Here is a 26,780-nt window from a genome sequence, read left to right on the forward strand (position 1 = left end):
TTGAAATGGATGCGGTAATCGAAGGAAAAGTCGTAAGGAGGTCAGACATTTTCCTACAAAATAAATACAATTAAACCACTTCATCAAACCAGTCATTTTTTCTTAACTAAACGACATTGATGGTACTACTATTGATGGAGCAGGATTTGATGATTTGGTAAAAGCAAAAAGTAGCACTCAAAATACTGCCATGATTGCGAAGTTAGATGCCGCCACAACCAATATCAATGCCATTCCTAAACCATTTGACCAAGCCATTTTAACATCAAAAACGACGGTTCAAGCAGCTATTAAATCGCTCAGAGAACAAAGTGACCAGTTGGTATTAGTTGCCAAAGAGTTAGGAATTAGCTTGAATGTTCCTGAGAATAACTAAATTCAGGTATATCATCATAAAATATTACGGCGTAACGGGTAACTCGTTACGCTATTTTAGTTTTTGGATTAAATGAAAGATATGAATAAATTGATAATCATCGGTGGAATTACGCTCTGCTTAGTAAGTATCTATGCTTGTAAAAATAACTCTGACCCGATAACACCGCAGGAAACTGACGAAGAGTTTTCAGGTGGTAGAGAGGGAACCGTTTTTGATGAAACCTTTAATGCTTTTGGCAATCCACTCATAAATCTAACTTCTGATGAAACAGATAAATTTGTGATTGGTAATTCTTTTAACCGTAATAATTGGGTAATTGCTCCTTCTTCTACTGCTGCTCGTGATGGCTTAGGTCCTTTATTAAATGCGGCATCTTGTGCCAGTTGTCATGCCTTGGATGGCAAAGGCAATCCTTTTCAAAGTGATGGAGTAAGTCTGAGTCAGGCAATGCTTTTCCGCCTTTCGGTTCAAGGGCAGGGCATCCACGGCGAACCCAAAGATGACCCCCATTACGGAGGTCAATTCAATCCGAGAAGTATTCCTAATGTAGATGTTGAAGGAGAAGTATCAGTAACTTATGAAGAAATTGCAGGGAAATATCCAGATGGTACAACTTACAGTTTACGAAAACCCACTTATAAATTCACAAATCTGAATTATGGAACGTTAAATGGCACGATGATTTCACCAAGAATCGCCCCTTCTATGATTGGAATGGGTTTGTTAGATGCCGTTTCTGAGAAAACCATTTTAGCTAATGCTGATGAAAATGATGCGAATGGAGACGGAATTTCGGGAAGAGCCAATTACGTTTGGGACGAAAAAAACAAGAAAAAAAGCATCGGAAAATTAGGTTGGAAAGCTAATCAACCCAATGTAGAACAGCAAACAGCAGGGGCTTTTAATGGGGATATTGGGATTACCTCCAATTTATTTCCAAAAGAAGGATTGACCGATTTTCAGCAACAAAAATATGGGAGTTTACCCAAAGGAGGAACACCCGAGATTGATGAAACAACCTTACAAAAGGTCGTTTTCTATATTAAAGCATTGGCGGTACCTGCCCGTAGAAATTGGAAAGATGCGGATGTTTTAACGGGTAAACAATTATTTATCAAAGCCAATTGCTCGGGTTGCCATCTCTTAAAAATGGAAACCTCTGACTATGATTCGCCAAAGTATGTGGCCAAGCAAATTATCAGACCTTATTCAGACCTACTGCTTCATGACATGGGCAAAGACTTGGCTGATAATCGTCCAGATTTTGAGGCAACTGGCGTAGAATGGAGAACTGCCCCACTTTGGGGTATTGGTTTACAAAAAACAGTGAATAAACATACCTATATGCTTCACGATGGACGAGCCAGAAATGTAGAAGAGGCGATTTTATGGCATGGTGGCGAAGCTATGAACGCCAAAAATGCGTATATGAAATTATCTAAAACCGAACGAGAGAGCGTGTTAAAATTTATTGATTCTTTATAAAATGGCACAAGAAATTTTAAAAGTTATTACACAACATTTGTCCCAATTTCTTGAACAAAAAGGATACAGAAAAACGAATGAACGTTTTGCCATTTTAGAAGAAATATATGGGCGTAATGACCATTTTGGAGCTGACGAGCTATATTTTGCCATGCACGATAAAAACTATCCCGTTAGTCGTGGGACGGTTTATAATACCTTAGAAATGTTGGAAGAATGTGGCTTAGTGTTAAAACACCAATTTGATAAAGGAGTGGCGGCACGCTATGAAAAAGCCTATGGGCGAAAACAACACGACCATTTATTTTGCTTGGATTGTAAACAAATACGGGAGTTTTGTGACCCTCGCCTACAAGCTATTCAAAACATGGTGAATGAAGTTTTTGATTGTGAAATAATGTATCATTCGCTTACTTTTTATAGCAAATGTAAAAAAGCAGGTTGTGTAAATAAGTCGGAGATTGACGATAAAAATGAGTTAAATTTGTAAAAATTGTTAACAATGAAAAAAATAATCATCTTAATTACAGTCCTATTAGGTATTTGGGCTTGTGCCAAAACAGAAGAACCAACCAATACATTTGAAAGTTTTGACCGCAAATCAATGCTTACAAATCTTGGAAATAGTGTCATAATTCCTTCTTTTGAAGCATTTTATCAAAAATCAGACGCATTTGTCTTAGCAGTAAACGCTTACACTGCCGATATAAAAAATGAACAAAAATTGGTAACCGCACAAGTGGCATGGGTTGAAATGGCAAAGGCTTGGAAACAGGCTTCGGTGTTTAAACAAGGCCCCATTGAAGACCAATTTTTATTATCAACCATTGATTTTTCTGCTAACGGAGCTTATCTAAATGTTACACTTTTAGAAAAAACAATTGCTAATGCCACAACCATTGACAATGCCTATATCGAAAGTAAAGGGGCTACCGTAAAAGGAATTCATACCCTTGAATATTTGCTTTTTGACAAAGCGAAAGTCAATGCAACAATCATTGCAACTTACACAGGAAGTACGGGTGTAAAACGAACCGCCTATTTAAAGGCTTTGTCTGTAAACTTGAAAAATCAAGCAAAAACGATTGTCGATGAATGGAAAAACAAGTACGTTACAACATTTATCAGTGCAGATAGCCGAGATATTAATTCTTCGTTAGGTGTGTTGTCAAACAAAATTATTGACCTCATTTATACCGTAAGAGATGAGCGTATTGGCGTGCCAAAAGGAAACCGAAATAGTGGCACTCCTCAGCCAGATTTAGCAGAAGCTTTTTTAAGTGGAAGCTCTATCGCATTAGCAATGAGCGAGTTAAAAGGTATTGAAAATGCTTTTTTAGGAAAATCTCCCGCTGGAGTAGATGGCATCGGTTTGGATGATTTATTGGATAAATTAGAAGCTAAATCGGGCGACGAACTGCTTTCAAAGAAAATTAAAAACCAATTTGCCGTTGTCTATACCAAGCTAAATGCCATCCCAACTACCTTGCCGATTGCCGTAGTTAATAACAAGGCAGAAGTCCAAGCCGCTTATGACGAAATCAAACGTTTGCAAGTAATGATGGAAGTTGATATGATTAATAATTTGGGCGTTTTATTAACTTTTAGTGATAATGACGGAGATTAAGTGGCTTTCAGCAGTCAGCTTTAGGCAGTCAACTTCTACAAATATTGGTAGTTCATTCGCCTTTTTTAGAATTGTTTTTGGACTACTCCTTTTGGTGGCAGAATTGCGGTTTATCTTGAAAGGCTGGATAACAGATTTTTATGTACAACCGCAATTTTTCTTTACCTTTTACGGCTTCGATTGGGTTCGACCTTTACCCGAGCCATATATTTATTGGGTATTTTATGGCTTAGTTTTCCTGAGTATTCTCATCACAACGGGGCTTTTTTATCGTTTTGCAATTGTTGCGTTTTTTATCCTGTTTACCTACGTTGAATTATTAGATAAAAGCGTCTATCTCAATCATTATTACCAAGTTAGCTTATTGGCTTTTTTAATGTGTTTCCTCCCGATGAATCATCATTTTTCGTTGGACAATCGTCTTAAAAAATACCTATCATTCTTATTATCAAACACATACACTCAAAACTGTATGCTTTGGGCATTACGTGTTCAAGTGGGAATGGTGTATTTTTTTGGCGGAATAGCGAAACTTAGATACGATTGGCTATTTACGGCTCAACCCCTCAGAATTTGGCTTTCTGCAAACGAACATCTACCAATTGTCGGACATTTATTGACTGAAAAATGGGTGGCTTTTACCCTCAGTTGGCTTGCCATGATGTTTGATTTATCAGCTCCTTTTCTACTCAGTTTTCGCAAAACTCGCTTACCTATTTATATCGTCATTGTAATCTTCCATTTATTGACACATTTTCTTTTTTATATAGGAATGTTTCCTTGGATGATGATTTTTACGGCTTTGATATTTTTTCCTTCTGATTTTCATGAACGGATTTTAAGCATTTTTATTAGAAAGTCTCAATCAACAATACAAGTTTCTGATAATCAAACGCATTATTTCGGGAAGTTAATAATGCTGTTCTTCCTTATACAATGCCTAATTCCATTCAGGTCGTATTTGTATCAAGGAAATGTATTATGGCATGAACAAGGCTTCCGTTTTTCATGGAATATTATGTTAATGGAAAAAAATGCCAGCCTTGAATATCATATAAAAATCAAAAAAACAGGCGAAGAATTTAGCGTAAAACCAAATGATTTTTTAACCAAAATTCAAGCCCGACAAATGAGTTTTCAACCCGATATGATTCTTCAATTTGCTCATTATTTACATCAATATTATCTTGAAAATGGCATTGGAGAAACCGAAGTCAGAGCAGAATGTTACGCATCTTTGAATGGAAGAGGAAGTCAATTATTAATCAATCCAAATATAGATTTAGTTAAAGAAAAAGAAGGATTTTATCCCAAAACTTGGGTGAATCAATTGAACTAATTTACATGAAACATTACGAAAAATCAATCGTCTTATGGAGCATTTTTTTGGTAATTTTTACTGCCAATGCTAATGCCCAAACGGCTACCATAACAGGAAATATTACCGATAAAACAGGGCAAATTATCCCTTTTGCCAGCGTTCGTATCGATGAATCTGGGAAAGGGACAGTTGCCAATGTTGCAGGAAAATTCATGCTTCAACATAACGCTGGCAAATATACGCTAATCATTTCATCTATTGGCTATATTACTGATAAACAAAAAGTTACACTTACAAAAGGTCAACTACTGACATACAATATAAAGTTAGAATCAGATAGTAAAGCCTTAAATGAAGTAAGTGTATCGGGCAAACGAAATGACCAAAATGGCTTACGAAGATTGAATGATGTTGAAAATATGGCAATCTATGCAGGCAAGAAAAACGAAGTAGTCGTTTTGGGTGGAATCAATGCTAATTTAGCTACCAACAACGCCCGACAAATTTATGCCAAAGTACCAGGCGTGAATATTGTAGAAAATGATGCTGCAGGAGTTCAATTGGGCATTGCTACTCGGGGTTTAAATCCCAACCGAACCACCGAGTTTAATACTCGCCAAAATGGTTACGATATTTCTGCCGACCCAATTGGCTATCCAGAAAGCTATTACACACCTCCTACCGAAGCAATTGACCGCATAGAAATTGTGCGTGGAGCGGCCTCTTTGCAATACGGAACGCAATTTGGCGGTTTACTAAATTTTCAGTTCAAGAAAGGAAATCCTGATAAAAAAATCGAATTTGTAAGCCGACAAACAGGCGGAAGTTACGGGCTTTTTAACTCCTTTAATTCCGTTGGGGGACAAATTGGCAAGTTAAATTATTACGCTTTTTTTACCCATAAACAAGGAGACGGCTGGCGACAAAATACCAATTTTAACGTCAATACGGGTTATGCTTCTTTGGCATATCAATTGAGCGAAAAATTGAAAATTGGAGCAGAATTAACTTCGATGTCATACCTTATGCAACAACCTGGGGGACTAACCGACACGCAATTTAATAAGAATCCACAGGCAAGTTACCGCAATCGAAATTGGTTTCAAGCCAAATGGAATGTCCCTGTTGTTACCCTTGATTATCAGGTAGATGAGCGAACAAAATTTAATATTCGGGCGTATGGTTTAATTGCTGAAAGAGGCTCGATTGGCAATATTATTAATCCTATCAAAGACCGAACAGACTCAACCCAACGTCGCCAATTAACGTACGATAATTACAATAATTTTGGAACGGAAGCCCGTTTATTGCACCGTTATGCTTTATTTGGTAAAAAGGCTTCATTTTTAGTGGGTTTGCGTTATTATCAAGGCAATACACAACGTCAGCAAGGTACAGGATTTAAAGCAAATGATGCTAATTTTAATTTCCCCAATCCAAAAAAATTAGACGAATTTGATTATCGTTTTCCGTCTTACAACGCTGCTATTTTTCTGGAAAATGTATGGTGGTTAAATGAAAAAATAAGCATTACACCAGGTGTACGTTACGAATATATCAATTCTAATTCTGACGGATATAGTTATGATGAAGTGACGAACCAAACCTTTGTAGGAAAACAACAAAACATTCGTCAATTTCCTTTGTTTGGCATTGGTGTAAATTATGCAATCAATTCACAATCAGAACTATACTTTAATATTTCGCAAAATTATAGCCCTGTCAATTATTCAGATATTTTGGTAAGAACACCCAATTTTCAGGTTGACCCAAATTTGAAAGATGTGACAGGATTTAATGCAGATTTAGGCTTTAGGGGGAACTATAAACATTGGCTAAATTATGATGTAAGTGCCTATTACTTAGACTATAACAATCGTATCGGCATCATTAGAATTGCCTCAGCCGATGGACTCGAAGTAGTTAGGTATCGTACCAATGTGGGACGTTCTCGGAGTATTGGAGTAGAGACATTCGGCGAGCTAAATTTCTCGAAAATAGCCCGTCAAAATCCTAAAAATGAAGTATCGCTTTTTGGAAGTTTTGCTTATACCGATGCCGCTTATACCGAGGCTATTAACCCATTATTAAAGACCCTAATTGTAGGAAAACAAGTAGAATATGCTCCCAAAACTATCATCAGAACAGGCTTAACTTTTCAGCGAAAAACATTCAGAACAACCGTACAATTTGCTCGCACCAGTCAGCAATTTACCGATGCCTACAATTCGCCCCAAACAGCAGATGGTTTAGTAGGTGAAATCCCGATGTATTGGCTCATGGATTTAACGGCAAATTACAACCTTAATAAAATTGATATTGGATTAAGTATCAACAACTTAACCAATAATCATTATTTTACTCGTCGAGCCTTAGGGTTTCCAGGTCCAGGAATTATTCCTGCCGATGCAAGAAGTATTGCCTTGACGGTGGGTTTGAAATTGTAACAGAATTTCTTGAAAATTAAATCGGAATGAATAAAGGGTTTAGGTTTATCACAGGACAAACGATAGACCACGGATTGAACAAATTATACTGATTTTCGCTGATTTTTCTTTATTTTATCTGACTGTGTATCCCAGTGTAAATCTGTAAAATCTGTTCAATCTGTGGTCTAAATGAGTATTGCGTTTAAAATAAACTCAGACAGAGGGAGTTCAAATTGGTTCGCATTTCTATGTTACATAAAAAGAAGCACTTTTCTTGAAATTTTTTACGGTAAAAGTCTCAAAGAAATTACGAATGTGATTGTAGCCCAAATACCCAATCTGTTTATAATCATCTTCAAAAAGCAAACGCTACCTTAAGAACACTTTTAGCGTATGATTGAACAATAGTTTTTTTGCTCTATATTTTTGTCAAAGAATTATTCAGTTAAAAATGAAAAATTACATTTTCATTTCTACAAAAATCCCCAAGTGGTTATTTATGACCGCTTAGGGATTGTAAGTTTACTTTTTAAACCGATATAAATACGGTGCTTTATTTGAGGCTCCTGTGAATTTCTTTTCGAGTCGCTCTAAAACATTTAACTCCAAAATTTTCTTTTGAAAATTGTTTCGGGCGTAGGTATTTTCAAAAATTGTCTCGTAAAGGTCTTGGACTTCTTTCATAATAAAGGTTTCAGGAAGCAGATTCAAGACGATAATATTGGTATCTAAGTTTAACCGTAAAGATTTTAATGCTTTTTCAATCATTTCATGATGATCCATCATCATTTGAGGTATCGCTTTGATACTGTACCATTCCAATGACTCATCTATTTGTGTTTTTGTGGGCGTAACTTTATTGATATCTACTAACGCATAATATGCCAATGAAATAAATCTATTCGAAAGAAAATCAAAATCTTCTTTTGTTAAATTTACTTCTTCGGCGAAGTGCTTTTGATTTTGTGCAATAACACTTTCAAGAAATACTTTGTTACTTCTTTCAGCTTGACCAAAGTTTTTGAAGTGTTCTAAATAGATATTAGAAATACCTGTTCGTTCCTGTAAAATTCTGTGTGCAGCCTCATCTACGCCCTCATTCTGAAAAATGTATCCACTTGGTAACGAGTAGAAATCACCCTTAAAGTATAATTTGGAGATTAATACTTTAAGTTCTTTATCTTGATACCCAAAAATCACACAGTCTATCGCAAGCTGTTGAATAACGTTTTGTTCGTTGTATCTACTCATTTATTTTTTTGAAAATATTTCTACAAAGTTACACCGTCTCGCCAGTTAAATATCACGATTTTTTATGAATAATCAAATATAAAATAACACTAAACCGTATTGTCTTTTTTAATAACCAATAAAGAAAACTGTTTACCATTGTCATGAAATTATCATTAGAATTTAACAGCGTGTTGATGAAACCGCTACAAAAAAATGAAAAAAGCAAGTATTATTTGAATCGCATTATCCTTTTGATTGGTAAAAAACAAAAATGATGTCAAGGGTTTCTTATGGTTTCTTGGAAATATTTATCTTCATGTTTGGTTTAAATTCTGCTCAAAAATCCCATCTCAGACCTAAACGAATGGTAAGAATAACTTGTAAAGTACCCTTGCATTCAATAATCAGAGTCAGCAGGTTAAAAATCCATTTTTACAATTCAGCAGGAAAATTTATAATTTCTACCACTTTTTTTGATGAATTGTTAAGACCAAATTTGGCTTAAATATCCATCAAAAAGCTAATTAGATTGTCTTTCCGATGAAGACCCAATTTTTTCCTTAATCGGTAACGTGCCAATTCAACGCCTTCTGGAGTGATATTCATTAACTCGGCTATTTCTTTAGTGGACATATTGATGAGCAGGTAAGTAGATAAATCAAGCTCTCTTGGGGAAATTGTTGGATATTTTTCTTTTAATCGTTTTAGAAAATCATAATGAACATTTTTTATATGGTTTTCTAAATTTTTCCAGCTTTTATCCGAATTTACCTCTTTCACGATAGATTTGTTCAACTTGATAAATTGCATTTTAACGGATTCTTCAACAGTATCAATCTCGATATTTTTAAGTTTTGTGATAATATCATTTAAAATCTTATTTTTCTTAACCACTTGCAAAGAGTTATTGACCAATTCTTTATCCTTAAATAAAATTTTTGCTTTCAATTTTTCATTATTCAGTCTTACAATTTCTTGTTCTAATTCAAACTGTTCCTGTCGAATCTTCGCTTCTTTTTCTAAATATATTTTCCTTTGTTCAATCAATTCAAAGTATTTATTTCTTCTAATTTTTGCTTCAATTCTTATACGTATAATATATATCGTCATTAATGAAAGCATGATATAAGCAAAATAAGCTACCGCATGACGATACCAAGGTGGGGCAACTTTAAAGGTAAAAGTTTTTTCTTTTGACTGAATTCCGTAGCTATTTCGGACTTTTACGGTCATCTTGTAAGTACCTTCTCTTAAATTCGTGTATTCCTTTGTATAAGCATTTGACCAATTACTCCATTGTGCATCAAAGCCTTCTAATTTATAAGAAAATTCAACGTTTTCAAGATTATTATAAGTGGGTGATGAAAAGGTAAACACTACTTGATTTGATTTATAGGGAATGTTGTAAACAGCTAATTCTTTTTGTCCATTTCTCAAAATATAAGACAATTCTGGATAAGAAAAACTTCTAATCATAGCAATTGGCTTGCTATCATAATTATTCATTTGCTTCATATCAAAAAATGCCAAACCGTCTGTCAATCCCACAAAAACATTGTTTTTATTGGAAATATTAATTGAAAAATGATTGGTTACCAAATTATTGGTCAGATTAGAAAATGGAGCAATAACATTTTTATATGAATCACCTTTTGATTTTAATAACACTCCCAATGACTGTTTGAATACATACCAAATATTCCCTAAACTATCTTGTTTTATGGCATTTACCGAAGGAATACTTTTAAAAAGATGTGTATATTTTGTATCCTCGACAAAGGTATTTTTAACTGGTGAGTAGTAATAAAAGTGGTTGTTAGTTTGAAAATATACGGTATCTCTCAACAATTGAACACTGCCTATTCCTTTATCTTTCGCAGATAATTGGTAAAAGTTTTTTACACTTTTAAACGTCTTTAAATCTTCACTAAATTCCATTTGATAAATAGAATCGTCTTTCTTATACCAGAGATACTTATTATCCACTTCAAAGGAGAAAGGGTAAACATAAACGCCTTTGATTTTATGCTTAAATACCCAACGATTTCCTGTTTTTTCAAGAATGCTAAAACCACTATAAATTGAGCCAATCAAGGTATTGGGGCGATTAGGAATCTTTTTAAATCCTAAATATCCCTTTGTGTCAATTGTCTGTACAATTCGTCCGTCATTGATTAGAAAAGCACCTTTGCTACTTCCACAAAATAGCTGATTATCAATTACTTGAACATTCCAGTTTTGCCCCGATGTACCTTCTACCAATTGAAACGGGCTGTCTTTTATATTTCCTTTTAAAGAATGATAAAAAAGCCCTTCATCTGTGGCAGCGTATATATGTTCTTTGAAAATAGTAGAAGCATAAACACTACTGAGGTTATAATAACCTCCTAAATGAGTAAAAGCAGCGTTTTCATTCAAAAATGCAATCCCATTTCCTAATCCTAACCAAAGGTTACACTTACTGTCCACAAAAGAATTGAGGACAACATTGTTTTGGAGTCCATTTTTTAGATTAATGTGTTGAATGATTTTCCCTGTGGTATCGCATTTTATGATTCCATTAGTGGGAGTATTGATAATAAATTTGTTTTTTAAGAAAACACCTCCCAATGAACCATATTTTTTTATAAAACCATTTACTTCGGTATTCCAAGCACTTACTTTTTTGAAATCATATATATAAAGTCCGTCATTCAAGGTAGAAATTAGTAGTTTGTTCGTGTTTGGGAAAGGGATTATTCCCCAGATTTCACCATTATTAAATACGTTAGTTGCTGGTAAAACAACCATTTTATCATTACGATACTCCAATAGCCCCATTTTATGGTCTTGAAAATACAAACGATTGTTTACCTGATACGAAAACTGAAATCTACTTGGAGCATTGACGATTTTTAACGTATGGTTTCGGAAAATATAGACATTAGCAAAGGATTGAAAAAATATAGCCCCTTCATGAAGATGAATTTTCCAAACAATATCCGTTTGCTTATAGATGTTATTGGGAAGATATTTAGCAAGGGAAAAATAGTCCATTCGCCCATTTGCCTTAGGCTTGAAGTAACCAAATTCGTTAATTCCTCCTACAAAAATATTTCCTGAACCATCAATTTTGAAAGACCTGATTAACCCACCATTTGGCAAGCTGTATTTTCTCCACGTTGAGCCATCAAATTGAATTAATCCTTTGTTATTCGCAAAATAGATATTCCCATTTTTATCTTGATTAATATCCCAATTCTGCGGATCTGCTTTGTAGTTGAGTCTATTATAGTTCCTGATTTCTGGAAGTCCTATTTGCTGATTTTGTGCAAATAAATTAGCCGAGCATAAGCTCATGATGAACATCAAGATTATGCTCATGAACTTATGGCTAATATTAGAATAATATAATTTCAAAATCATTGCTTTAATTTTTAACTAAAACGAACTTATCATCTTTCATTGAGTGAAGTTAAGCTGATAATAGATATTTTACGTTATTGACAAATTTCAAACCAATCATTTTGACGAATAATAATCCTAAAAATCAATTAGTTACATTTATCTTGATGTGTTTTTGTAATATAAATATTTTGTAAATGATGTGTTTTTGTAAAGTAGTGAAAACACCTACAAGCAAAATACTTACACTAATATTGGACTTTCATATTTAATTAATTTAAAAAAATCTAAGAAAAATGAAAGTCAAAAATTTACTTATTTTATGTTTACTTTCAATATTTCTTCCTCTTTGTGGTCAAACACAAAATCTAACCATTAAGGGAAAAATATTTGATGAAAAAGGATTACCCAAGCAAGGAGCAACAATAGCAATTATCGGAACGAGCAAAGGAACTACATCGGGTGTAGATGGGAAGTATGAAATTTCGGCTCCAACTAACGGAACTTTGGTAATTAGTTTTGTTGGTTACACTACCTTGTCAATACCAATTAATGGTAAAAACGAAATAAATGCTACCCTTGAGCTATCGTCTCAAGATTTAAAAGAAATCGTGGTAATTGGGTATGGTAGTCAGAAAAAGCAAGATATTACTTCTGCCATTGCTGCGGTAAAAGTAGGGGATATTGCCAGCAGACCCATCGTAAATGCGGCTGATGCCATTACGGGAAAATCACCTGGAATTCAAGTATTAAGTGGTTCAGGTTCGCCAGGGGCTGAATTATCGGTTCGAGTTCGTGGTATTGGCTCGCCAAATGGTGGCGAACCTTTGTACGTAGTCGATGGGGTTATCACTCCAAACTTAAAAGCAATTAATCCAAACACGATTGAATCTATCAACGTCTTGAAGGACGCTTCTGCCGCAGGTATTTATGGAGCAGCAGGTTCTACCAATGGGGTAGTTATTGTAACTACGAAGCAAGGAACAAAGGGAAAACCTTTGACTGAAATTAGCTTTTATACTGCCATTCAACAAGTAGTAAAAAAACTTCCTGTGCTTAACAATACAGAGTTTTTAGCCTTACAAGCTGAAATTGGCGGTTCTCCCTTGGCAATTGCTCCGTATTATGATGTACAAAATACTAATAATAACTGGCAAGATTTAATTTACAGAGACGCACCTCAGACTGGTATCAATGTGGGAACATCTGGCGGTTCAGAAAAAGGTAAATACTATTTTGGAGCGGGCTATTTAACGCAAGCAGGAATAGTTAAAAACTCAAATTTTGACCGCTATTCTGCCAAATTAAGTGTTGAACAAAATGCTACGGATTATTTAAAAATTGGTGGTGGTTTAAATTATAATAGAACGAATCAAACAAGTATTACGGATAACGTATCTGCCAACTTCGGAGGAGTAATTACCAGTGCCTTAGTAACTCCACAATATGTACCTATTTTTTACGGAGCAGGTTCTCCCTACCCTGGCCTTTATGGAACAAGTAATTTGTATTCGGGCGAAAACCCTATTTCAAACCTTTATAATAGCCAAAATTCAACTGTTGAAAATAATCTTTTGGGAAATGCTTTTATTGAAATTGCCCTTCCTTTCAACATTAAATTTAAAAGTCAACTCAATGGGGTACTAAACAACACAAAGCGAGATTATTTTCAAGACCCTTTTGCAAGTTTAGTGGGTATTCCTACACGTGGAGCTGCCAACAGTTTATACAACGAAGTCTTTAGATGGGGTTTAGATAATACCTTAAACTGGAAAAAAGTAGTTGGTACGCACTCTTTCGATGTAATTCTTGGTACGGCAGCTTTAAAAGAAACCATCTTCAATTCGTTTCAGTCAGCACAAGGATTTGGTTCTAATGTCGTGAAGACCTTAAATGCTGCAAGCTCTAATTATACCGTAAATACAGGTAATTACGAATGGACTACTAACTCTTATTTTGGAAGATTAAATTATGCGTTTGATAATCGCTATTTAGCCACGGTAACTTTCAGACAAGATGGTTCTTCGAGAGTCGGACAAAATCAAAGATGGGGTAGTTTCCCTGCTTTCTCTTTAGGCTGGAAAATATCTAATGAGACATTCATGGAGAATATCACGTGGGCTCAAAACGTAAAAATTCGTGCAGGTTGGGGTAAAACAGGTAATTTACCGCCATATACCTTGTTGTATCCGTCTTATAGTTTGTTGAACGCTGGAGCTCCGTATGCCTACAATGGTGGTGCGGCATCTTCGGGCGTGAGTCCTTCTAATCAATTAGGAAATAGTGATTTGAAATGGGAGTCTGCTATTCAAACCAATTTAGGATTTGATGTAAGTTTCCTTAAAAATAACTTGACTTTAACGGTTGATTACTATCACAAAAAAGTAGAAGACTTAATCTTTACACAGCAATTACCATTAACAACTGGTGGAGCATTAACGGCTTTAAATTTGCCAGGTTTTAATATCAATAAAGGAATTGAGGTTTCGTTGGATGCTAATATTATCAATAAAACAGATTTTGAATGGAATTCAAACTTCAACATTTCATTCAATAAAAATAATGTAGAAGGTATTGACGAGAATATTTCTTTTCAAACTGGTGCAGTGCAAGTAGCTGGTAGCCGTGTGCCACTTTATACCCAAATTATCAAAAATAATTATCCTTTGGGTACTTTTTGGGGCTATAAAACAAGTGGTGTTAACCCTCAAACGGGTAATTTAATTTATGGAGATAAATTAGAGCAAATTGGTAGTGCTTTGCCAAAATACACGTTTGGTTTCTCAAATAATTTCAAGTACAAAAATTTGAGTCTTTCATTATTAATTGATGGAACGCAAGGAAATGATATTTATAATTCATTGCGTATGGAAACAGAAGCTATGTCTGGATTTACCAACCAAAGTACCGCCGTATTACGCAGATGGCAAAAAGTGGGCGATGTAACCGATATTCCAAGAGCATTGGGTAATAGAGGTGCAAATGCCGCAGAAGCTGCAAAACAACAAAACCTTATTTCATCTCATTTTGTTGAAGACGGTTCTTTTGTTCGTTTACGTAACCTAACCTTAGGCTATGATTTAGCTAATCAGTTCGTTACAAAATTAGGTCTAAGCGGAGTAAAGGTATATTTTACAGCTCAAAACTTATTGACACTTACCAACTATTCGGGGTACTATCCTGAGGTAAATGCGTATGGGCAAGGGACAAACAACCAAGCATCAAATACTGGTAGTGCCGTTTCTCTTTTATCTCTTGGTATCGACAGAGGAACATATCCTGCTGCCAAAACATTTACTTTAGGTCTTAACATTCAATTATAATCAACATTAATATGAAAATATTTTTTAACATAAAATCAATGGCTTTTGTAGTGCTATTGGCATTGCTGGGTTCTTGTAAATCAGACTTTTTAGATTTAAAACCCGTTTCAAGTTTAGTTTCGGGAACGTTAACAACGGCACAAGATGCTGAAAATGAACTCACTGGAGCTTATAGTAGATTGGCAACGAATGGTTACTTTCAGTACAACCGCTATTACATCACGGAGGGCATTAACGACAATCATTATGTAAATGGGGATAATCCTCAAGAATGGCTGATTGAAAACTTTAAATTTGATGCTTCAAATGGTGTTATTCAAGGATGTTATACCGATTTATTTTCTCATATCTCAGCAGCCAATGCAGTTTTGTCAGACGTTCCGTCAATTGTAGATTCAAAATGGAGTGGTACAACTCGTAAAGAACAAATATTGGCAGAAGCCTCTTTTTTGAGAGCCTTGAATTATTACGAATTAGTTACTCAATTTGGCGGAGTGCCAATTATTACTTCAATTTCACAAGGCGGAAATTATTACCCAACTCGCAATACAGAACAAGAAGTATATGCACAAATTATCAAAGATTTGGTTTATGCTGAAAGTAATTTGCCACTTAAGCCGTATAATAATCAATATGGTAGAGCAACGAAAGGAGTTGCTCAGGCGTATTTAGCCAAAACGTATGCCCAAATGGGTGATTATGCCAATAGTTTGGTTTACGCCAATAAAGTTATCAGTAGCAATACTTATTCGTTAGTTTCAGATTTTGGGAAATTGTGGAGTAATAAAAACAAAAACACCACAGAATCCATTTTTGAAATTCAAGTACCAGGTGGGGGAACTCCTTATAATTTCTTTGGATTCGATATTTTTGTAGATTCAGATTTTAAATTTCCTAAAAGAAATATTGCTTCAAAAGCATTGGTTGATGCTTTTGCTGCGGCAGGCGATAACGGTGCGAGATATAAGGCAACTATCAATTTTGCAGTTACTACGGCAAGTTTCAATATGCCAGCCAATGCTTGGGATGCTTCAAAAGCAATACCTTTTATGTTTAAATATCCTGACCCAAATGGTTTTGCAAGTGATGATAACATTGTAATTGTGAGATTGGCAGACATCATGTTGTTAGCTGCTGAAGCCAATGTTCAATTAGGAAACCTTGATGCTGCAATAAATTTATTAAATCAAATCAAAAAAAGAGCGGGTTTACCCAATACAACAGCTAAAACAAAAAATGAGGTAGCTTTGGCAGTATTGAATGAAAGAAGATTGGAGTTAGTATTTGAGTGTACTCGTTGGAACGATTTAAAACGTGCAGATAAAAATGGAATTGTCAATGTGGTGGAAATAATGAATAATCAAAAAGATTCTTTTGGGAAATCTTTAGGTTATACAATGGCTGCTGATAAACACCAGTTTATATTTCCAATTCCAGAACAAGACCGTCAACTTAATAAGAATTTAACTCAAAATACGGGTTATTAATTGGGACAATACTTTAAGATTGAAAAATGGAAAATTAATAAAAAGCGAATCGTTTGATTCGCTTTTTATTTGTAATATGTACCAAGAATAAATTATTTAATAATATTAATGTCATTGATTTGTAGTGGCGTATAGCATACGCCAAAATTGTCAAAACATTGGCGTATAGCATACGCCAAACATAATGTCAAATAATTTATTCCTAATAAGGAATTGGAATTACTAAAATCATATAATAATGAAATTAAATATCAGTGCCATGTCATATAAATACCTAAAAACAATTATGTTCTTTGCGGTATTATTTCTTGAAAATCAGGCTATTGCTCAGGAAATAAAAACGGAATATATTCAAAAAATGTGGTCTGCAAAATGGATTACAGTGCCTAATACTGACGGTTCAAAATATGGTATTTACCTTTTCAGAAAGACAGTTGAGTTGGATTCAAAAGTATCTTCTTTTCCTATCTATATTTCGGCAGACAATAGATATAAACTCTATGTAAATGGTCTTTTAGTAGGCACAGGCCCTGCTAAAAGTGATTTATTCAATTGGAATTTTGATAGTATCGACCTTGCAACTTACCTAAAAAGTGGCAGCAATACGATTGCCGTAAAAGTATGGAATGAAGCAGAATTTAGACCAGAATTTCAAATTACCAACCAAACAGGCTTGATTATTCAAGGTAGTAATAATAACAGTCAAGTTCTCAATACGGATAAATCATGGAAGTGCATTCAAGATAAAAGCTACGAACCTGTGTTAGTGAATAGTTACGCACCCAATTTACCTTTTGAAAAAACAACCGCAAAGGGATATTATGTAGCGGGTGCAGGTGAAAAAGTAACCATGTCGAATCACATCAAACAATGGGAAAAACCAATTTTTAACGATAATAATTGGGTAAATGCACAACAAATTAGCCCTGGTATTCCTAAAAAAACCGTTGGTTTGGATGGTGGAAATGCTTGGCGATTAGTGCCTTCTTTTCTTCCTCAAATGGAACTAACAAAACAGCGTTTTCAAAAAATAGCTAAAGTTGAAGGGATAACTATTTCCAATGATTTTTTGAAGAATGGTAACTTAGAAATTCCTGCTAATACCAAAATTAACATACTTTTAGACCAAGTAGAATTAACCAATGCCTACCCGACAATATTGTTTAGCGGTGGAAAAAATGCCATTATTCGCTTGACTTATGCAGAAGCCTTATTTGGACAAAAAGATAAAGGAAAGCGAAATGAAATTGAAGAAAAATCCATAATAGGACGCAAAGATATTATCATTTCTGATGGGTCTGACCAACAAGAATTTAACAGTTTGGCATATCGTACTTTTAGATTTGTTTCTTTGGAAATAGAAACTAACGATACTCCACTTCAAATAAATGACCTGTATAGCACTTTTACTGGCTATCCTTTTGAAAGAAAAGCAAACCTAATTTCTGGTAATTCGGAAATGAAACAAATCTTGGATATTGGCTGGCGTACTGCCCGACTTTGTGCGAATGAAACCTATATGGATTGTCCTTATTATGAACAGTTACAATATATTGGCGATACTCGTATTCAAGCGATGGTAACCTTATACAACTCGGGAGACGACCGTTTAGTGAAGAATGCGTTGAATTTAATGAATAATTCACGAAAACCAGAAGGCTTAACTTCCAGTCGTTATCCGACTGTGAATCAGCAAATTATCCCAACATTTTCGCTCTGGTATATCGGAATGTTACATGACTATATGAGATATGGCAAAGACACTGATTTTGTAAAAAATAAATTGGGAGGTACTCGCCAAATTTTAGATTATTTTGAAGGTTTTCGTGATACGGATGGTTCTATTAAAAATCTGCCTAATTGGTTTTTTGTCGATTGGGTTGCTAAATGGAATAGAGGAATGCCACCTATTGGGAAAAATGGAAACTCAGCTCTTCTTGACCTTCAGCTACTTTTAGCATATCAATATGCCACTGACCTTGAAAAATCACTTGGAGTAAAAGAATTAAGTGATACCTATTTTGCGAAATCGGAAGCATTGAAAACGATGATTCGTAATCGTTATTGGGATGCTAATAAAGGGCTTTTTGCGGATACACCTGAGAAAAATATATTTTCGCAACACGCAAACGCTATGGCTATTTTAGCAGGAATTGTTAATGAGCGAGATGCAAAAGAACTGGGTGGAAAATTAATTAACGACCATTCATTACAAGAAGCCTCCATTTATTTCAAATATTATGTGCATTCAGCTTTAACAAAAGCAGGCTATGGAAATGACTATTTATCGTGGTTAAACATCTGGCGAAATCATATAGCAATGGGCTTAACGACTTGGGCAGAAGATACCGATGCCGCCACCACTCGCTCCGACTGTCACGCATGGGGAGCAAGTCCGAACATTGAATTTTATAGAACAATACTCGGTATAGATAGTGATGGTATTGGCTTTTCAAAAGTAAAAATAATCCCTCATTTAGGACAAATAACGGATATTGGAGGAAGTATTCCTCACCCAAAAGGCACAATATCAACCAGTTACAAATTAGAAAAAGGTAAATGGAAAATAGAAATTAATCTGCCTCAAAAGATAACTGGAACGTTAGTTTGGAAGGGAAAAACTATTAGATTAAAGGAGGGAGAAAATAAAATTCTTCGTTAAGTTGAATCCTTATTGTATAAACTCATCTTTACTTTTGGCTCGAATCATGTAGATATTAAAGGTTTCAATAGGTAAAAGCTATCCTAAAGGCACTGCTATTCTTTGAAAGAGAGTGGAATTACAAGTAAATAAACGCCTAAATCATCCCCTAAATTTGTTATAGTTTATACATATTTGACGTAAATTAAAAATGTGAGTTTAAAATTTACGCTATTTAGCGATATTCTGTATCGGGGTCAAAATTTAAAAAACATCCATAATTTTTGTCTGAATTTACAAGTTGTATTCTTAAGGATATTGTTCCGAAATTTATAACCCGCAGAAAATGAATAATTTGTCCAAATATATTGACATTATATATTATTTATCCTAAATTTGAGACATAAATAATAAAAAAATGATATCGCACGACAAAACAATTCTATTTCTCAGAAGAAATCCAGCATTATCAATTTCTATTCTCGAAAAAGAAGCAGGACTGCCAAACAGCACTTTAGCAAAAGCTCTTGGTGGTGACAGAATCTTAAATACTAAGCATCTCAACGCATTATATCCAATTTTAACAAAGTATGGATACAACGAAGCTCAATATAAAAAAGCAAGAGTAATATCAATTGTTAATCATAAAGGTGGAGTAGGAAAAACAACTACAACCATTAATCTTGGAAAAGCTCTGACAAAATTAGGATTTAAAGTTTTGTTGGTAGATATGGACTCTCAGGGAAATTTATCTCAATCGCTTGGCATTGATAATCCTGAAAAACAAGTAGTAAATGCACTTTTAAAAAATGAGGATTTGCCCGTAGTTGCTATTGATGAAAATTATCATTTATCGCCCAGTGATTTAGAATTAGCGTATGCAGATTTGGAACTTGTACAAGCTGTCGGCGGTGTAAATCAATTAAAAAACAAATTGAATCCACTCCGAGAACTCTACGATTATATACTAATTGACTGTCCTCCAGCCCTTAATATTTTTACAAATTCGGCTTTGGTTGCTTCAAATGGCTGTTTAGTAACGCTTCAACCAGAAGTATCTGCCATGAAAGGAGTAAATAATTTATTTGAGAGAATTTCTCAAGTTAGAGAAAGAATCAATCCTGATTTAGTGGTTGAGGGAATTGTTTTAACGATGGTTGATAAACGCCTAAAAGTACACCGAGATATGATTGAATATGTCAATCAATCTTTGAACAATTTTAGAATTTATAAAACCCAAATCAGAATAAACGTTGCCTTAAAGGAGTCTCAAATTTCACAAATCAATATTTTTGATTATGATACAAATTCTAACGGAGCAACCGATTATATGAATTTAGCAAAAGAATTTAGTTCTAATTATTAACCCATAAAATCTAAGAATATGCAAAAAAAATATATGGGTAATTTTGGTGGTACATCAATTATCAAAGACCAAAGCCTTCTAAATCATGAAGCTATTAAACAACAAATTACGATTCTTGATGAACTTCGTGATTTGATTCCGCCGCTCCAAGAAGAAGAAATCAATCAATTAGAGAAAAATATCTTGGCAGAAGGTTGTCGGGAAGCCCTGTTAATCTGGCAAACAACAACAAATATCGTTGAACCAACTTCTACGGAATCCTCAGCCCTTTATATTTTAGTTGATGGACACAACCGTTATGGGATATGTCTAAAACATAAATTAAACTTCAAAATTCATCTAATCTCTTTTAATTCTCTAAAGGAAGTAAGAGACTATATGATTGATAATCAATTAGGTAGGCGAAACCTAATACCTGAACAAGCATCTTATTTAAGAGGATTAAGATATAATACTGAAAAGCTAAGTAAAGGTAAATATGAACGAATCGACCATAAGGGTCAAAATGTCCCTTATGGATTGTCCGAAACTAATGAAGATTTAGCATTGACCCATAAGGGTCAAAATGTCCCTTATGAATTGTCCGAAACTAATGAAGATTTAGCATTGACCCATAAGGGTCAAAATGTCCCTTATGGATTGTCCGAAACTAATGAAGATTTAGCATTGACCCATAAGGGTCAAAATGTCCCTTATGGGTCAGTGGCAAAAAAAGAATCTACATCCGCAAGACTTTCCAAGCAATATAATGTTAGTGAGAAAACAATAAAGCGTGATGCAGAATTTGCAGAAGGTTTAAACTTACTCACACCTGATTTGAAAAAAGATATTTTATCTGGTAAACTCAAAGCCAAGAAATCAGAAATTCAACAACTGGCTCATTTAGAAAATTCGGTAGAATTAATTGATTCTTTAGAAAAAATTTCTACTTTATTATCTAATGCCAATTCAAAGGATACTGTTGAGACTCCAGAATCAGTAACATTCGAATACAAAAATGCTGAATCGAGAGACAGTCTGTTAAAAAAAGTCAAAAAAGGGTTAAAAAATGCCTCTGATTCGGATGTTACTGTTGAAATAAAAGGGGCGTTCATCATCAATAATGGCTTAGTTGATGTTTGGAAAAAGCTTAGAGGTTTTTCTGACGATATAATAATTGATGAAAGTTTCACTGATAGAGTATCCATTTTTCAAGCAGTGAATTTGGGAATTGTGCAGGCTTTATAAATAACTTAATCTACTATTTATCAGTTAGTTACACAAATACTATAACAAAAATAGGGATGAAATAGGCTTCTCAAAATCAATAAATAAAAACGATAAGTAGGTGTAAAAATGGGGGATTTAGCTATTATTAATCAGATTATTGCCACATAGTCAACCTATAAACTAATTTTGAACGAATATGTAAGTGTCAAAGTATAATAAATCGTTCTATTGAGACTATTACTATAACAAAATTAGGGATGGCAAATGCTTATTATAACAAATTTAGGGTGAAGCAGATTGTATATTTTAAATTCATTATCAATAATTTAGAAATAAGAGTGTCATTAGCAAGGATGAGATTAAAGACTATTATTTTTAGTAATTAATTTATTTTCTGTTGTTGTTTTTTATTACTTTTTTGTATTTTATGTATTTTCAAGCGTGCTATCTAATTGTTAAACAGCACTTTACAAGCATAATTATAACAAATTTAGGGTTAAACATAACAAATTTAGGGTTTTTTATAACATTAATAGGGTTTACTATACCATAATTAGGGTTAAATATACCATATTTAGGGTTTTCTATAACAAATTTAGGTATCAATAAATTAACTACTTCGGATAAAATGAGTGAAAAGAAAAATACAGCAAGTCGAGTTCAATCAGTTAAATTAGTTCGCAAAGCAAATAATTTAGTTGAAGGAAAATATCGTTTTGATATTTGGGAAATGCGTGTTTTTACCAAAATGTTAACAATGATTCTACCCAGTGACGAAGATTTTAAAGAATATAGGATATATCTCAAAGAAGTTATTGATGATTTTAATTTAGCGGCAGACAAACAATCCTACAAATTGTTAAAAGATGGAGCGGTGAAATTGATGAAAAAAGAAATCAAAATTATTCGTGATACAGAAGAGGGAGAAAAGGAGTTTCTGACTCATATTGCAGTTGGTTTAGACAGCTTTACCAGTAGAACACAAGGAAGTTATCTCGATATATCATTTCATCCAAAAATGAAGCCATTTCTGCTACAATTACAGACACAGTTTTTGATGTATGATGTAAGAAATGTGTTACAACTCCAAAGTTCATACTCTGTAAGAATTTATGAGCTTCTAAAACAATATGAGAAGATAGGGAAAAGAACTTTTTCCGTAGATGATTTAAAAGAAACACTTGCTGTAATGGACAAATATCCCCTTTATGCAAACTTCAAACAAAGAATCATCATGAAGGCTCAAGAGGATTTAGCCACCTATACAGATATTAGATTTACTTTTGAGGAAGTTAAAAAGGGAAGAGCAATTCAGTCAATTATTTTTACTATTAAATCAAATAAAACAATTGTTGAAGAGCGGAAATTATTAACCCCAATTTTAACAAAAGTTTTTGATGAAAATTCAAGTAATGTAGAAATATATAACCTTGTCAAAGAATTCCCTGGCGTTAATCAAACAACCATAAATGATTGGTTTGCTAAATACAGCCATGAATATATTGTAGAAAGGGTCAATATATTATTAAAGCAATTAGCAAAGGGGAAAGACATCAAAAATCCAATGGGGTATCTTCAAAAATTGATGCTTCAAGATACCCTTTTCACCATCACGGATGAGAAAAACCCAACTAAAATAACCGCCAATAAAAACACTAAAATCTCAGAGAAAAGTATCAAGGATAAAATGAAAGAATTGGAAGATTTGAAAATTTTCTATTATGAAACGCAAAATCAAATTATCAATGAGTTTTTATTGAAAAATGAAAAAGAGAATAAACGTGTGTTGGAGTATATCCAGTTGAGTCCACATTATGACGGAAACATTAGTTTGGAAGAAAATCTGCAAAGAGTAACACTAATTGCTATCATAAATACGAAAGTCAAGGAAGCGTATCCTCAATTATTTTTGGATTTAGATAGTAAATATTGGGCTCATGAAAAAAACATTAAACAACAATTACGAGAATTGGGATGGATAGGCTAATTGGTATATTTTAAAATATAACTATGATAAAGAAAATCATTACTTGTTCAAAAAATTACGCTTTTCACTAATCATCTGTAAATAAGCCCTTTTATTGGCATCCGTCAAAAAAGAATGACTAATGAGTGTTTCTACCAATGGGTGTTTACTCAAAAATGGAGCTAATAATATACCAATTCTTAATTCATTCATACCTAATCTTTTTCCTAATTCTATAAAATCATCTTGATGGACATGACCCGAAATTTCTTGTCGTTTTGAACGAAAATCGTCTTTAAAAAGCCCTTTATTTAAGGCAAAATCGGTATCATCAACGTGTAAGCGAGTATTGATAAGGTCATAAGCGGGACTTAATACATAATCCCCTTTCTGAGTTTCCATCAATGAGAAATTCTTTAAATGAGCATCTCCATTGCTAAATAAGTAATTGAAAATCAGCAAAGTGAAATATTTTTCCAATTCAATTCTCCATGTTGGCACGTATAATTTTATGAGTTCTCCCACTTCTTCATAACTGAATTCATATTTATAGTTTATGCCAAAATTATCTTTCGTTTTTCCTGCCAAACTTGCAAAGTCTTCTACGCCCCATTTTGTCCCGTCTTCTTTTAGGTCAAAGCGTTTAGTGATGTATGCAGGTGTGCCATCTTTAAAGAAAATCATGGCATTATTTGCGGTATTGATTCCGTACACTTGCCAAGCAATTTGCATTGTAAGGTGTTCATTGGCAGGCACTTGGTCTATTTTTTTTAAATCACGTGGAATGGGTTTTAAGATATATTCTCCTTGTTCGTTTTCTTTGGTAAGCCTCAATTGATTTTTTTCTAAGATTAAACTTAATTTCTCTTGCACGCCAGAAATTGAAATTCGTTTCCTGTTTTCAATAAACAATTCTTCCATTTCATCATTGGTTTGCGGTTTGGGATAGGGCAAAATATGACTCACTTTTTTATTGCGGAATACTTTTCGCAAACAGGCTGGACTGTATGTAGAAAAGCCTTCTACCAAGGTGCTTGGGCAGTATCTTAAATCTATCATAATGGTAACGGTCTTACGGTAATTGCCCCAATAGTATCAAATTGTGATGTCTTTGCCAAAAGTCCAAAATTATCATTTTCGTCAATTTTCAAAAGTAAACATTGTAGTTTTCGGTTGACACCCTCACTTAACATATTGTAGAAAAAAGGGAATAAAAATGTACTTTGAAATACCTGTTGAATTTTAGGAAATGTTAGACTAATAGGCTGACAATCAGAAGATAAAAAATAATTATCTTCATATTTAAAATGATAATCTTGTCGGCTTTCTTCTGTAAGAATACCAGCTAAAATATTATTTCTATACACGGCTAATTGTCTCATTTTAAGTTTTGTAATTCTTATAAACCAGTTTTAAGAATAGTCCATACCAATTCCATCCCCAAAACTTCGGATAATTTTGTGAGAGTTTCGAGTCGTGGATTAGCTTTACCGCTCTCGAAAGTTTTGATAGTTCGAAGTCCTACACCCGATAAATTAGCTAAATATTCTTGGGTAACGCCCAATTGTTCTCGCCTGATTCGGAGTTCTTGTGCTAAATTCATGAGAAAGATTATTAAATAAGGGCAATATATGGCACTTTATGGAGAATTTCAAGTAGATTGGTCATAATATTTTCAAAAAAGTGCTTTATATAGCACCTTTTTGAGTAAAAATCTGCTTATACTTTCCGTTTTTCCTGTAATAATTATACATTTATTTCCAAATGCTCAATTACTTCCGACTGCTCGCTTCTTCGTAAATATAGCCCCATGTGTGTAGCCAATACACCAATAAAAAACGAACCACCTTCAATAAGAAGTGATTCGTCTTTTTGTATTTTGAGTGCTCAACTACTTACACATTCATTGACCAAAATTCTTGTAAATTTCACTTTCGGAAAAGAGACTTTTCTGGTCATTAATTCCGAGTGATTCAATCGAAATACCTTGATTTTGACTAAGACTTCACTATTTTTTGGATTTGGAATTAGTCGTTCTTTGATGATAAAATTAAATTAACTTATTGATTTTCAGCAAATTAAACATTTCATTTCCCTTAAATATCACCTACTTTTTCTCCTTCTTTCTTCACTTTTAGGGCTTTTTTCGTTACTTTCAAATCTTTGAAATAACCAGTTGTTGCAATATCTACATACAGCCCGACGTAGCCTTTTTTGTTTTTGCCCAACATTTTATTGACGATAAATGAAGAGTATTTCATATCGTTGATAAACATTTCTGCGGTTTCGCCATTAATTTCCAATCGCATCGTAATCCACTCATTCAGCATCACAGGGGCTGAACCTTCAAACGAACCTGCGGGGAATTTGTCTCTCAAAGTTTGAAACTTGAAATCGGGATATGAAAAGTATTGTACTGCGTGGTTTCTTGCCATTTGGTTATTGATTCTTCCAACTTTTGGACGTAAATAAATAGATTCCCAAGCCGAATCATCTGCTGAAATTCGATAATATAAACCAATAAAACCTGCCGCTGGTGGATATGGCGATGGGTCTTGAATTTGGCTATACATTTTTACTTCGATAGTGCCGTTTTCAAAATCATCAATGTCTAAAAATCGGGCATAATGACGGTCATCAACCGTGGTTTCTAATTTTTTCTCATCAAACGGAAGAGCTTTTAAATCACGTTCAATTTTCAGAACCTTATCGCCTTTAAATTTGACAATTTCTCCAGTTACATTGTGCAACTCAAATGTTTGCTTGCCAAGTTTTAAGTTTTGACTAAAACTTTTTATTGATAACAGACAAATTAGAGTGAATACAAGAAGTTTTTTCATTTGAATTTTATTTGATTGTTTTAAATATTAGATTTCAATTAGTTAAAGTAGACTTTTGCCGAACTAAAAGCCATAAAAAATAGATTCTTT

At 34.0% G+C, this 26,780-nt stretch carries 18 protein-coding genes; 12 read left to right on the forward strand and 6 right to left on the reverse strand.

Annotation, left to right across the window (positions count from 1 at the left end):
- Positions 1-130 precede the first annotated feature (130 nt).
- The 6 genes from VB796_RS20535 to VB796_RS20560 all read left to right on the forward strand — a co-directional run bounded on the left by VB796_RS20535 (position 131) and on the right by VB796_RS20560 (position 7,259).
- On the forward strand, positions 131-376 hold the full coding sequence (locus VB796_RS20535; RefSeq protein ID WP_323348517.1) for an imelysin family protein: 246 nt from the start codon (positions 131-133) through the stop codon (positions 374-376).
- 81 nt (positions 377-457) lie between these two features.
- Complete coding sequence (locus VB796_RS20540) at positions 458-1,864, forward strand: di-heme oxidoredictase family protein (RefSeq protein ID WP_323348458.1); 1,407 nt, start codon at positions 458-460, stop codon at positions 1,862-1,864.
- 1 nt (position 1,865) lies between these two features.
- Complete coding sequence (locus VB796_RS20545; RefSeq protein ID WP_323348459.1) at positions 1,866-2,354, forward strand: transcriptional repressor; 489 nt, start codon at positions 1,866-1,868, stop codon at positions 2,352-2,354.
- Between the two features lie 12 nt (positions 2,355-2,366).
- Entirely contained in the window at positions 2,367-3,491 is a 1,125-nt protein-coding gene (locus VB796_RS20550; RefSeq protein WP_323348460.1) for an imelysin family protein, read from the forward strand.
- The gene (locus VB796_RS20555) at positions 3,478-4,830 is read left to right on the forward strand and encodes an HTTM domain-containing protein (RefSeq protein ID WP_323348461.1); all 1,353 of its coding nucleotides are present in this window, start codon (positions 3,478-3,480) and stop codon (positions 4,828-4,830) included. Before VB796_RS20550 ends, VB796_RS20555 begins: the two co-directional genes overlap by 14 nt.
- Before the next feature lie 5 nt (positions 4,831-4,835).
- Positions 4,836-7,259, forward strand: a complete 2,424-nt coding sequence (locus VB796_RS20560; protein WP_323348462.1) for a TonB-dependent receptor domain-containing protein — start codon at positions 4,836-4,838, stop codon at positions 7,257-7,259.
- 504 nt (positions 7,260-7,763) lie between these two features.
- On the opposite strand, the gene VB796_RS20565 is transcribed toward VB796_RS20560, so the two are convergent.
- On the reverse strand, positions 7,764-8,492 hold the full coding sequence (locus tag VB796_RS20565; RefSeq protein ID WP_323348463.1) for an NUDIX hydrolase: 729 nt from the start codon (positions 8,490-8,492) through the stop codon (positions 7,764-7,766).
- 483 nt (positions 8,493-8,975) lie between these two features.
- Positions 8,976-11,837: a triple tyrosine motif-containing protein gene (locus tag VB796_RS20570; protein WP_323348464.1), complete on the reverse strand. Its 2,862-nt coding sequence runs from the start codon at positions 11,835-11,837 to the stop codon at positions 8,976-8,978.
- 317 nt (positions 11,838-12,154) lie between these two features.
- On the opposite strand from VB796_RS20570, the gene VB796_RS20575 reads away from it, so the two are divergent.
- From VB796_RS20575 to VB796_RS20600, 6 genes are all read left to right on the forward strand, one after another.
- Complete coding sequence (locus VB796_RS20575) at positions 12,155-15,181, forward strand: TonB-dependent receptor (RefSeq protein WP_323348465.1); 3,027 nt, start codon at positions 12,155-12,157, stop codon at positions 15,179-15,181.
- An 11-nt stretch (positions 15,182-15,192) separates the two neighbouring features.
- Positions 15,193-16,668, forward strand: a complete 1,476-nt coding sequence (locus tag VB796_RS20580; RefSeq protein WP_323348466.1) for a RagB/SusD family nutrient uptake outer membrane protein — start codon at positions 15,193-15,195, stop codon at positions 16,666-16,668.
- 238 nt (positions 16,669-16,906) lie between these two features.
- Positions 16,907-19,330: an alpha-L-rhamnosidase C-terminal domain-containing protein gene (locus VB796_RS20585; RefSeq protein WP_323348467.1), complete on the forward strand. Its 2,424-nt coding sequence runs from the start codon at positions 16,907-16,909 to the stop codon at positions 19,328-19,330.
- 397 nt (positions 19,331-19,727) lie between these two features.
- Positions 19,728-20,675, forward strand: coding sequence for a ParA family protein (locus VB796_RS20590; RefSeq protein ID WP_323348468.1), 948 nt, complete (start codon positions 19,728-19,730; stop codon positions 20,673-20,675).
- A gap of 18 nt (positions 20,676-20,693) precedes the next feature.
- Positions 20,694-21,902 (forward strand): hypothetical protein, encoded by a 1,209-nt coding sequence (locus VB796_RS20595; RefSeq protein ID WP_323348469.1) that lies wholly within the window; start codon positions 20,694-20,696, stop codon positions 21,900-21,902.
- A 610-nt stretch (positions 21,903-22,512) separates the two neighbouring features.
- Positions 22,513-23,871: a replication initiation protein gene (locus VB796_RS20600; protein WP_323348470.1), complete on the forward strand. Its 1,359-nt coding sequence runs from the start codon at positions 22,513-22,515 to the stop codon at positions 23,869-23,871.
- 39 nt (positions 23,872-23,910) lie between these two features.
- On the opposite strand, the gene VB796_RS20605 is transcribed toward VB796_RS20600, so the two are convergent.
- From VB796_RS20605 to VB796_RS20620, 4 genes are all read right to left on the reverse strand, one after another.
- Positions 23,911-24,909, reverse strand: a complete 999-nt coding sequence (locus VB796_RS20605; RefSeq protein WP_323348471.1) for a HipA domain-containing protein — start codon at positions 24,907-24,909, stop codon at positions 23,911-23,913.
- On the reverse strand, positions 24,906-25,232 hold the full coding sequence (locus VB796_RS20610; protein WP_323348472.1) for a HipA N-terminal domain-containing protein: 327 nt from the start codon (positions 25,230-25,232) through the stop codon (positions 24,906-24,908). The genes VB796_RS20605 and VB796_RS20610 overlap by 4 nt, the downstream gene beginning before the upstream one ends.
- Before the next feature lie 17 nt (positions 25,233-25,249).
- Entirely contained in the window at positions 25,250-25,453 is a 204-nt protein-coding gene (locus VB796_RS20615; RefSeq protein ID WP_323348473.1) for a helix-turn-helix domain-containing protein, read from the reverse strand.
- A gap of 493 nt (positions 25,454-25,946) precedes the next feature.
- Positions 25,947-26,690 (reverse strand): hypothetical protein, encoded by a 744-nt coding sequence (locus VB796_RS20620; RefSeq protein WP_323348474.1) that lies wholly within the window; start codon positions 26,688-26,690, stop codon positions 25,947-25,949.
- Between the last annotated feature and the right edge of the window lie 90 nt (positions 26,691-26,780).

The organism is Arcicella sp. LKC2W, from assembly GCF_034931005.1.
Lineage (GTDB): Bacteria > Bacteroidota > Bacteroidia > Cytophagales > Spirosomataceae > Arcicella.

Coding starts and splice junctions, on each gene's coding strand:
- VB796_RS20540 (WP_323348458.1), top strand. CDS start 458: ATGAATAAATTGATAATCATCGGTGGAATTACGCTCTGCTTAGTAAGT.
- VB796_RS20545 (WP_323348459.1), top strand. CDS start 1,866: ATGGCACAAGAAATTTTAAAAGTTATTACACAACATTTGTCCCAATTT.
- VB796_RS20550 (WP_323348460.1), top strand. CDS start 2,367: ATGAAAAAAATAATCATCTTAATTACAGTCCTATTAGGTATTTGGGCT.
- VB796_RS20555 (WP_323348461.1), top strand. CDS start 3,478: ATGACGGAGATTAAGTGGCTTTCAGCAGTCAGCTTTAGGCAGTCAACT.
- VB796_RS20560 (WP_323348462.1), top strand. CDS start 4,836: ATGAAACATTACGAAAAATCAATCGTCTTATGGAGCATTTTTTTGGTA.
- VB796_RS20565 (WP_323348463.1), bottom strand. CDS start 8,492: ATGAGTAGATACAACGAACAAAACGTTATTCAACAGCTTGCGATAGAC.
- VB796_RS20570 (WP_323348464.1), bottom strand. CDS start 11,837: ATGAGCATAATCTTGATGTTCATCATGAGCTTATGCTCGGCTAATTTA.
- VB796_RS20575 (WP_323348465.1), top strand. CDS start 12,155: ATGAAAGTCAAAAATTTACTTATTTTATGTTTACTTTCAATATTTCTT.
- VB796_RS20580 (WP_323348466.1), top strand. CDS start 15,193: ATGAAAATATTTTTTAACATAAAATCAATGGCTTTTGTAGTGCTATTG.
- VB796_RS20585 (WP_323348467.1), top strand. CDS start 16,907: ATGAAATTAAATATCAGTGCCATGTCATATAAATACCTAAAAACAATT.
- VB796_RS20590 (WP_323348468.1), top strand. CDS start 19,728: ATGATATCGCACGACAAAACAATTCTATTTCTCAGAAGAAATCCAGCA.
- VB796_RS20595 (WP_323348469.1), top strand. CDS start 20,694: ATGCAAAAAAAATATATGGGTAATTTTGGTGGTACATCAATTATCAAA.
- VB796_RS20600 (WP_323348470.1), top strand. CDS start 22,513: ATGAGTGAAAAGAAAAATACAGCAAGTCGAGTTCAATCAGTTAAATTA.
- VB796_RS20605 (WP_323348471.1), bottom strand. CDS start 24,909: ATGATAGATTTAAGATACTGCCCAAGCACCTTGGTAGAAGGCTTTTCT.
- VB796_RS20610 (WP_323348472.1), bottom strand. CDS start 25,232: ATGAGACAATTAGCCGTGTATAGAAATAATATTTTAGCTGGTATTCTT.
- VB796_RS20615 (WP_323348473.1), bottom strand. CDS start 25,453: ATGAATTTAGCACAAGAACTCCGAATCAGGCGAGAACAATTGGGCGTT.
- VB796_RS20620 (WP_323348474.1), bottom strand. CDS start 26,690: ATGAAAAAACTTCTTGTATTCACTCTAATTTGTCTGTTATCAATAAAA.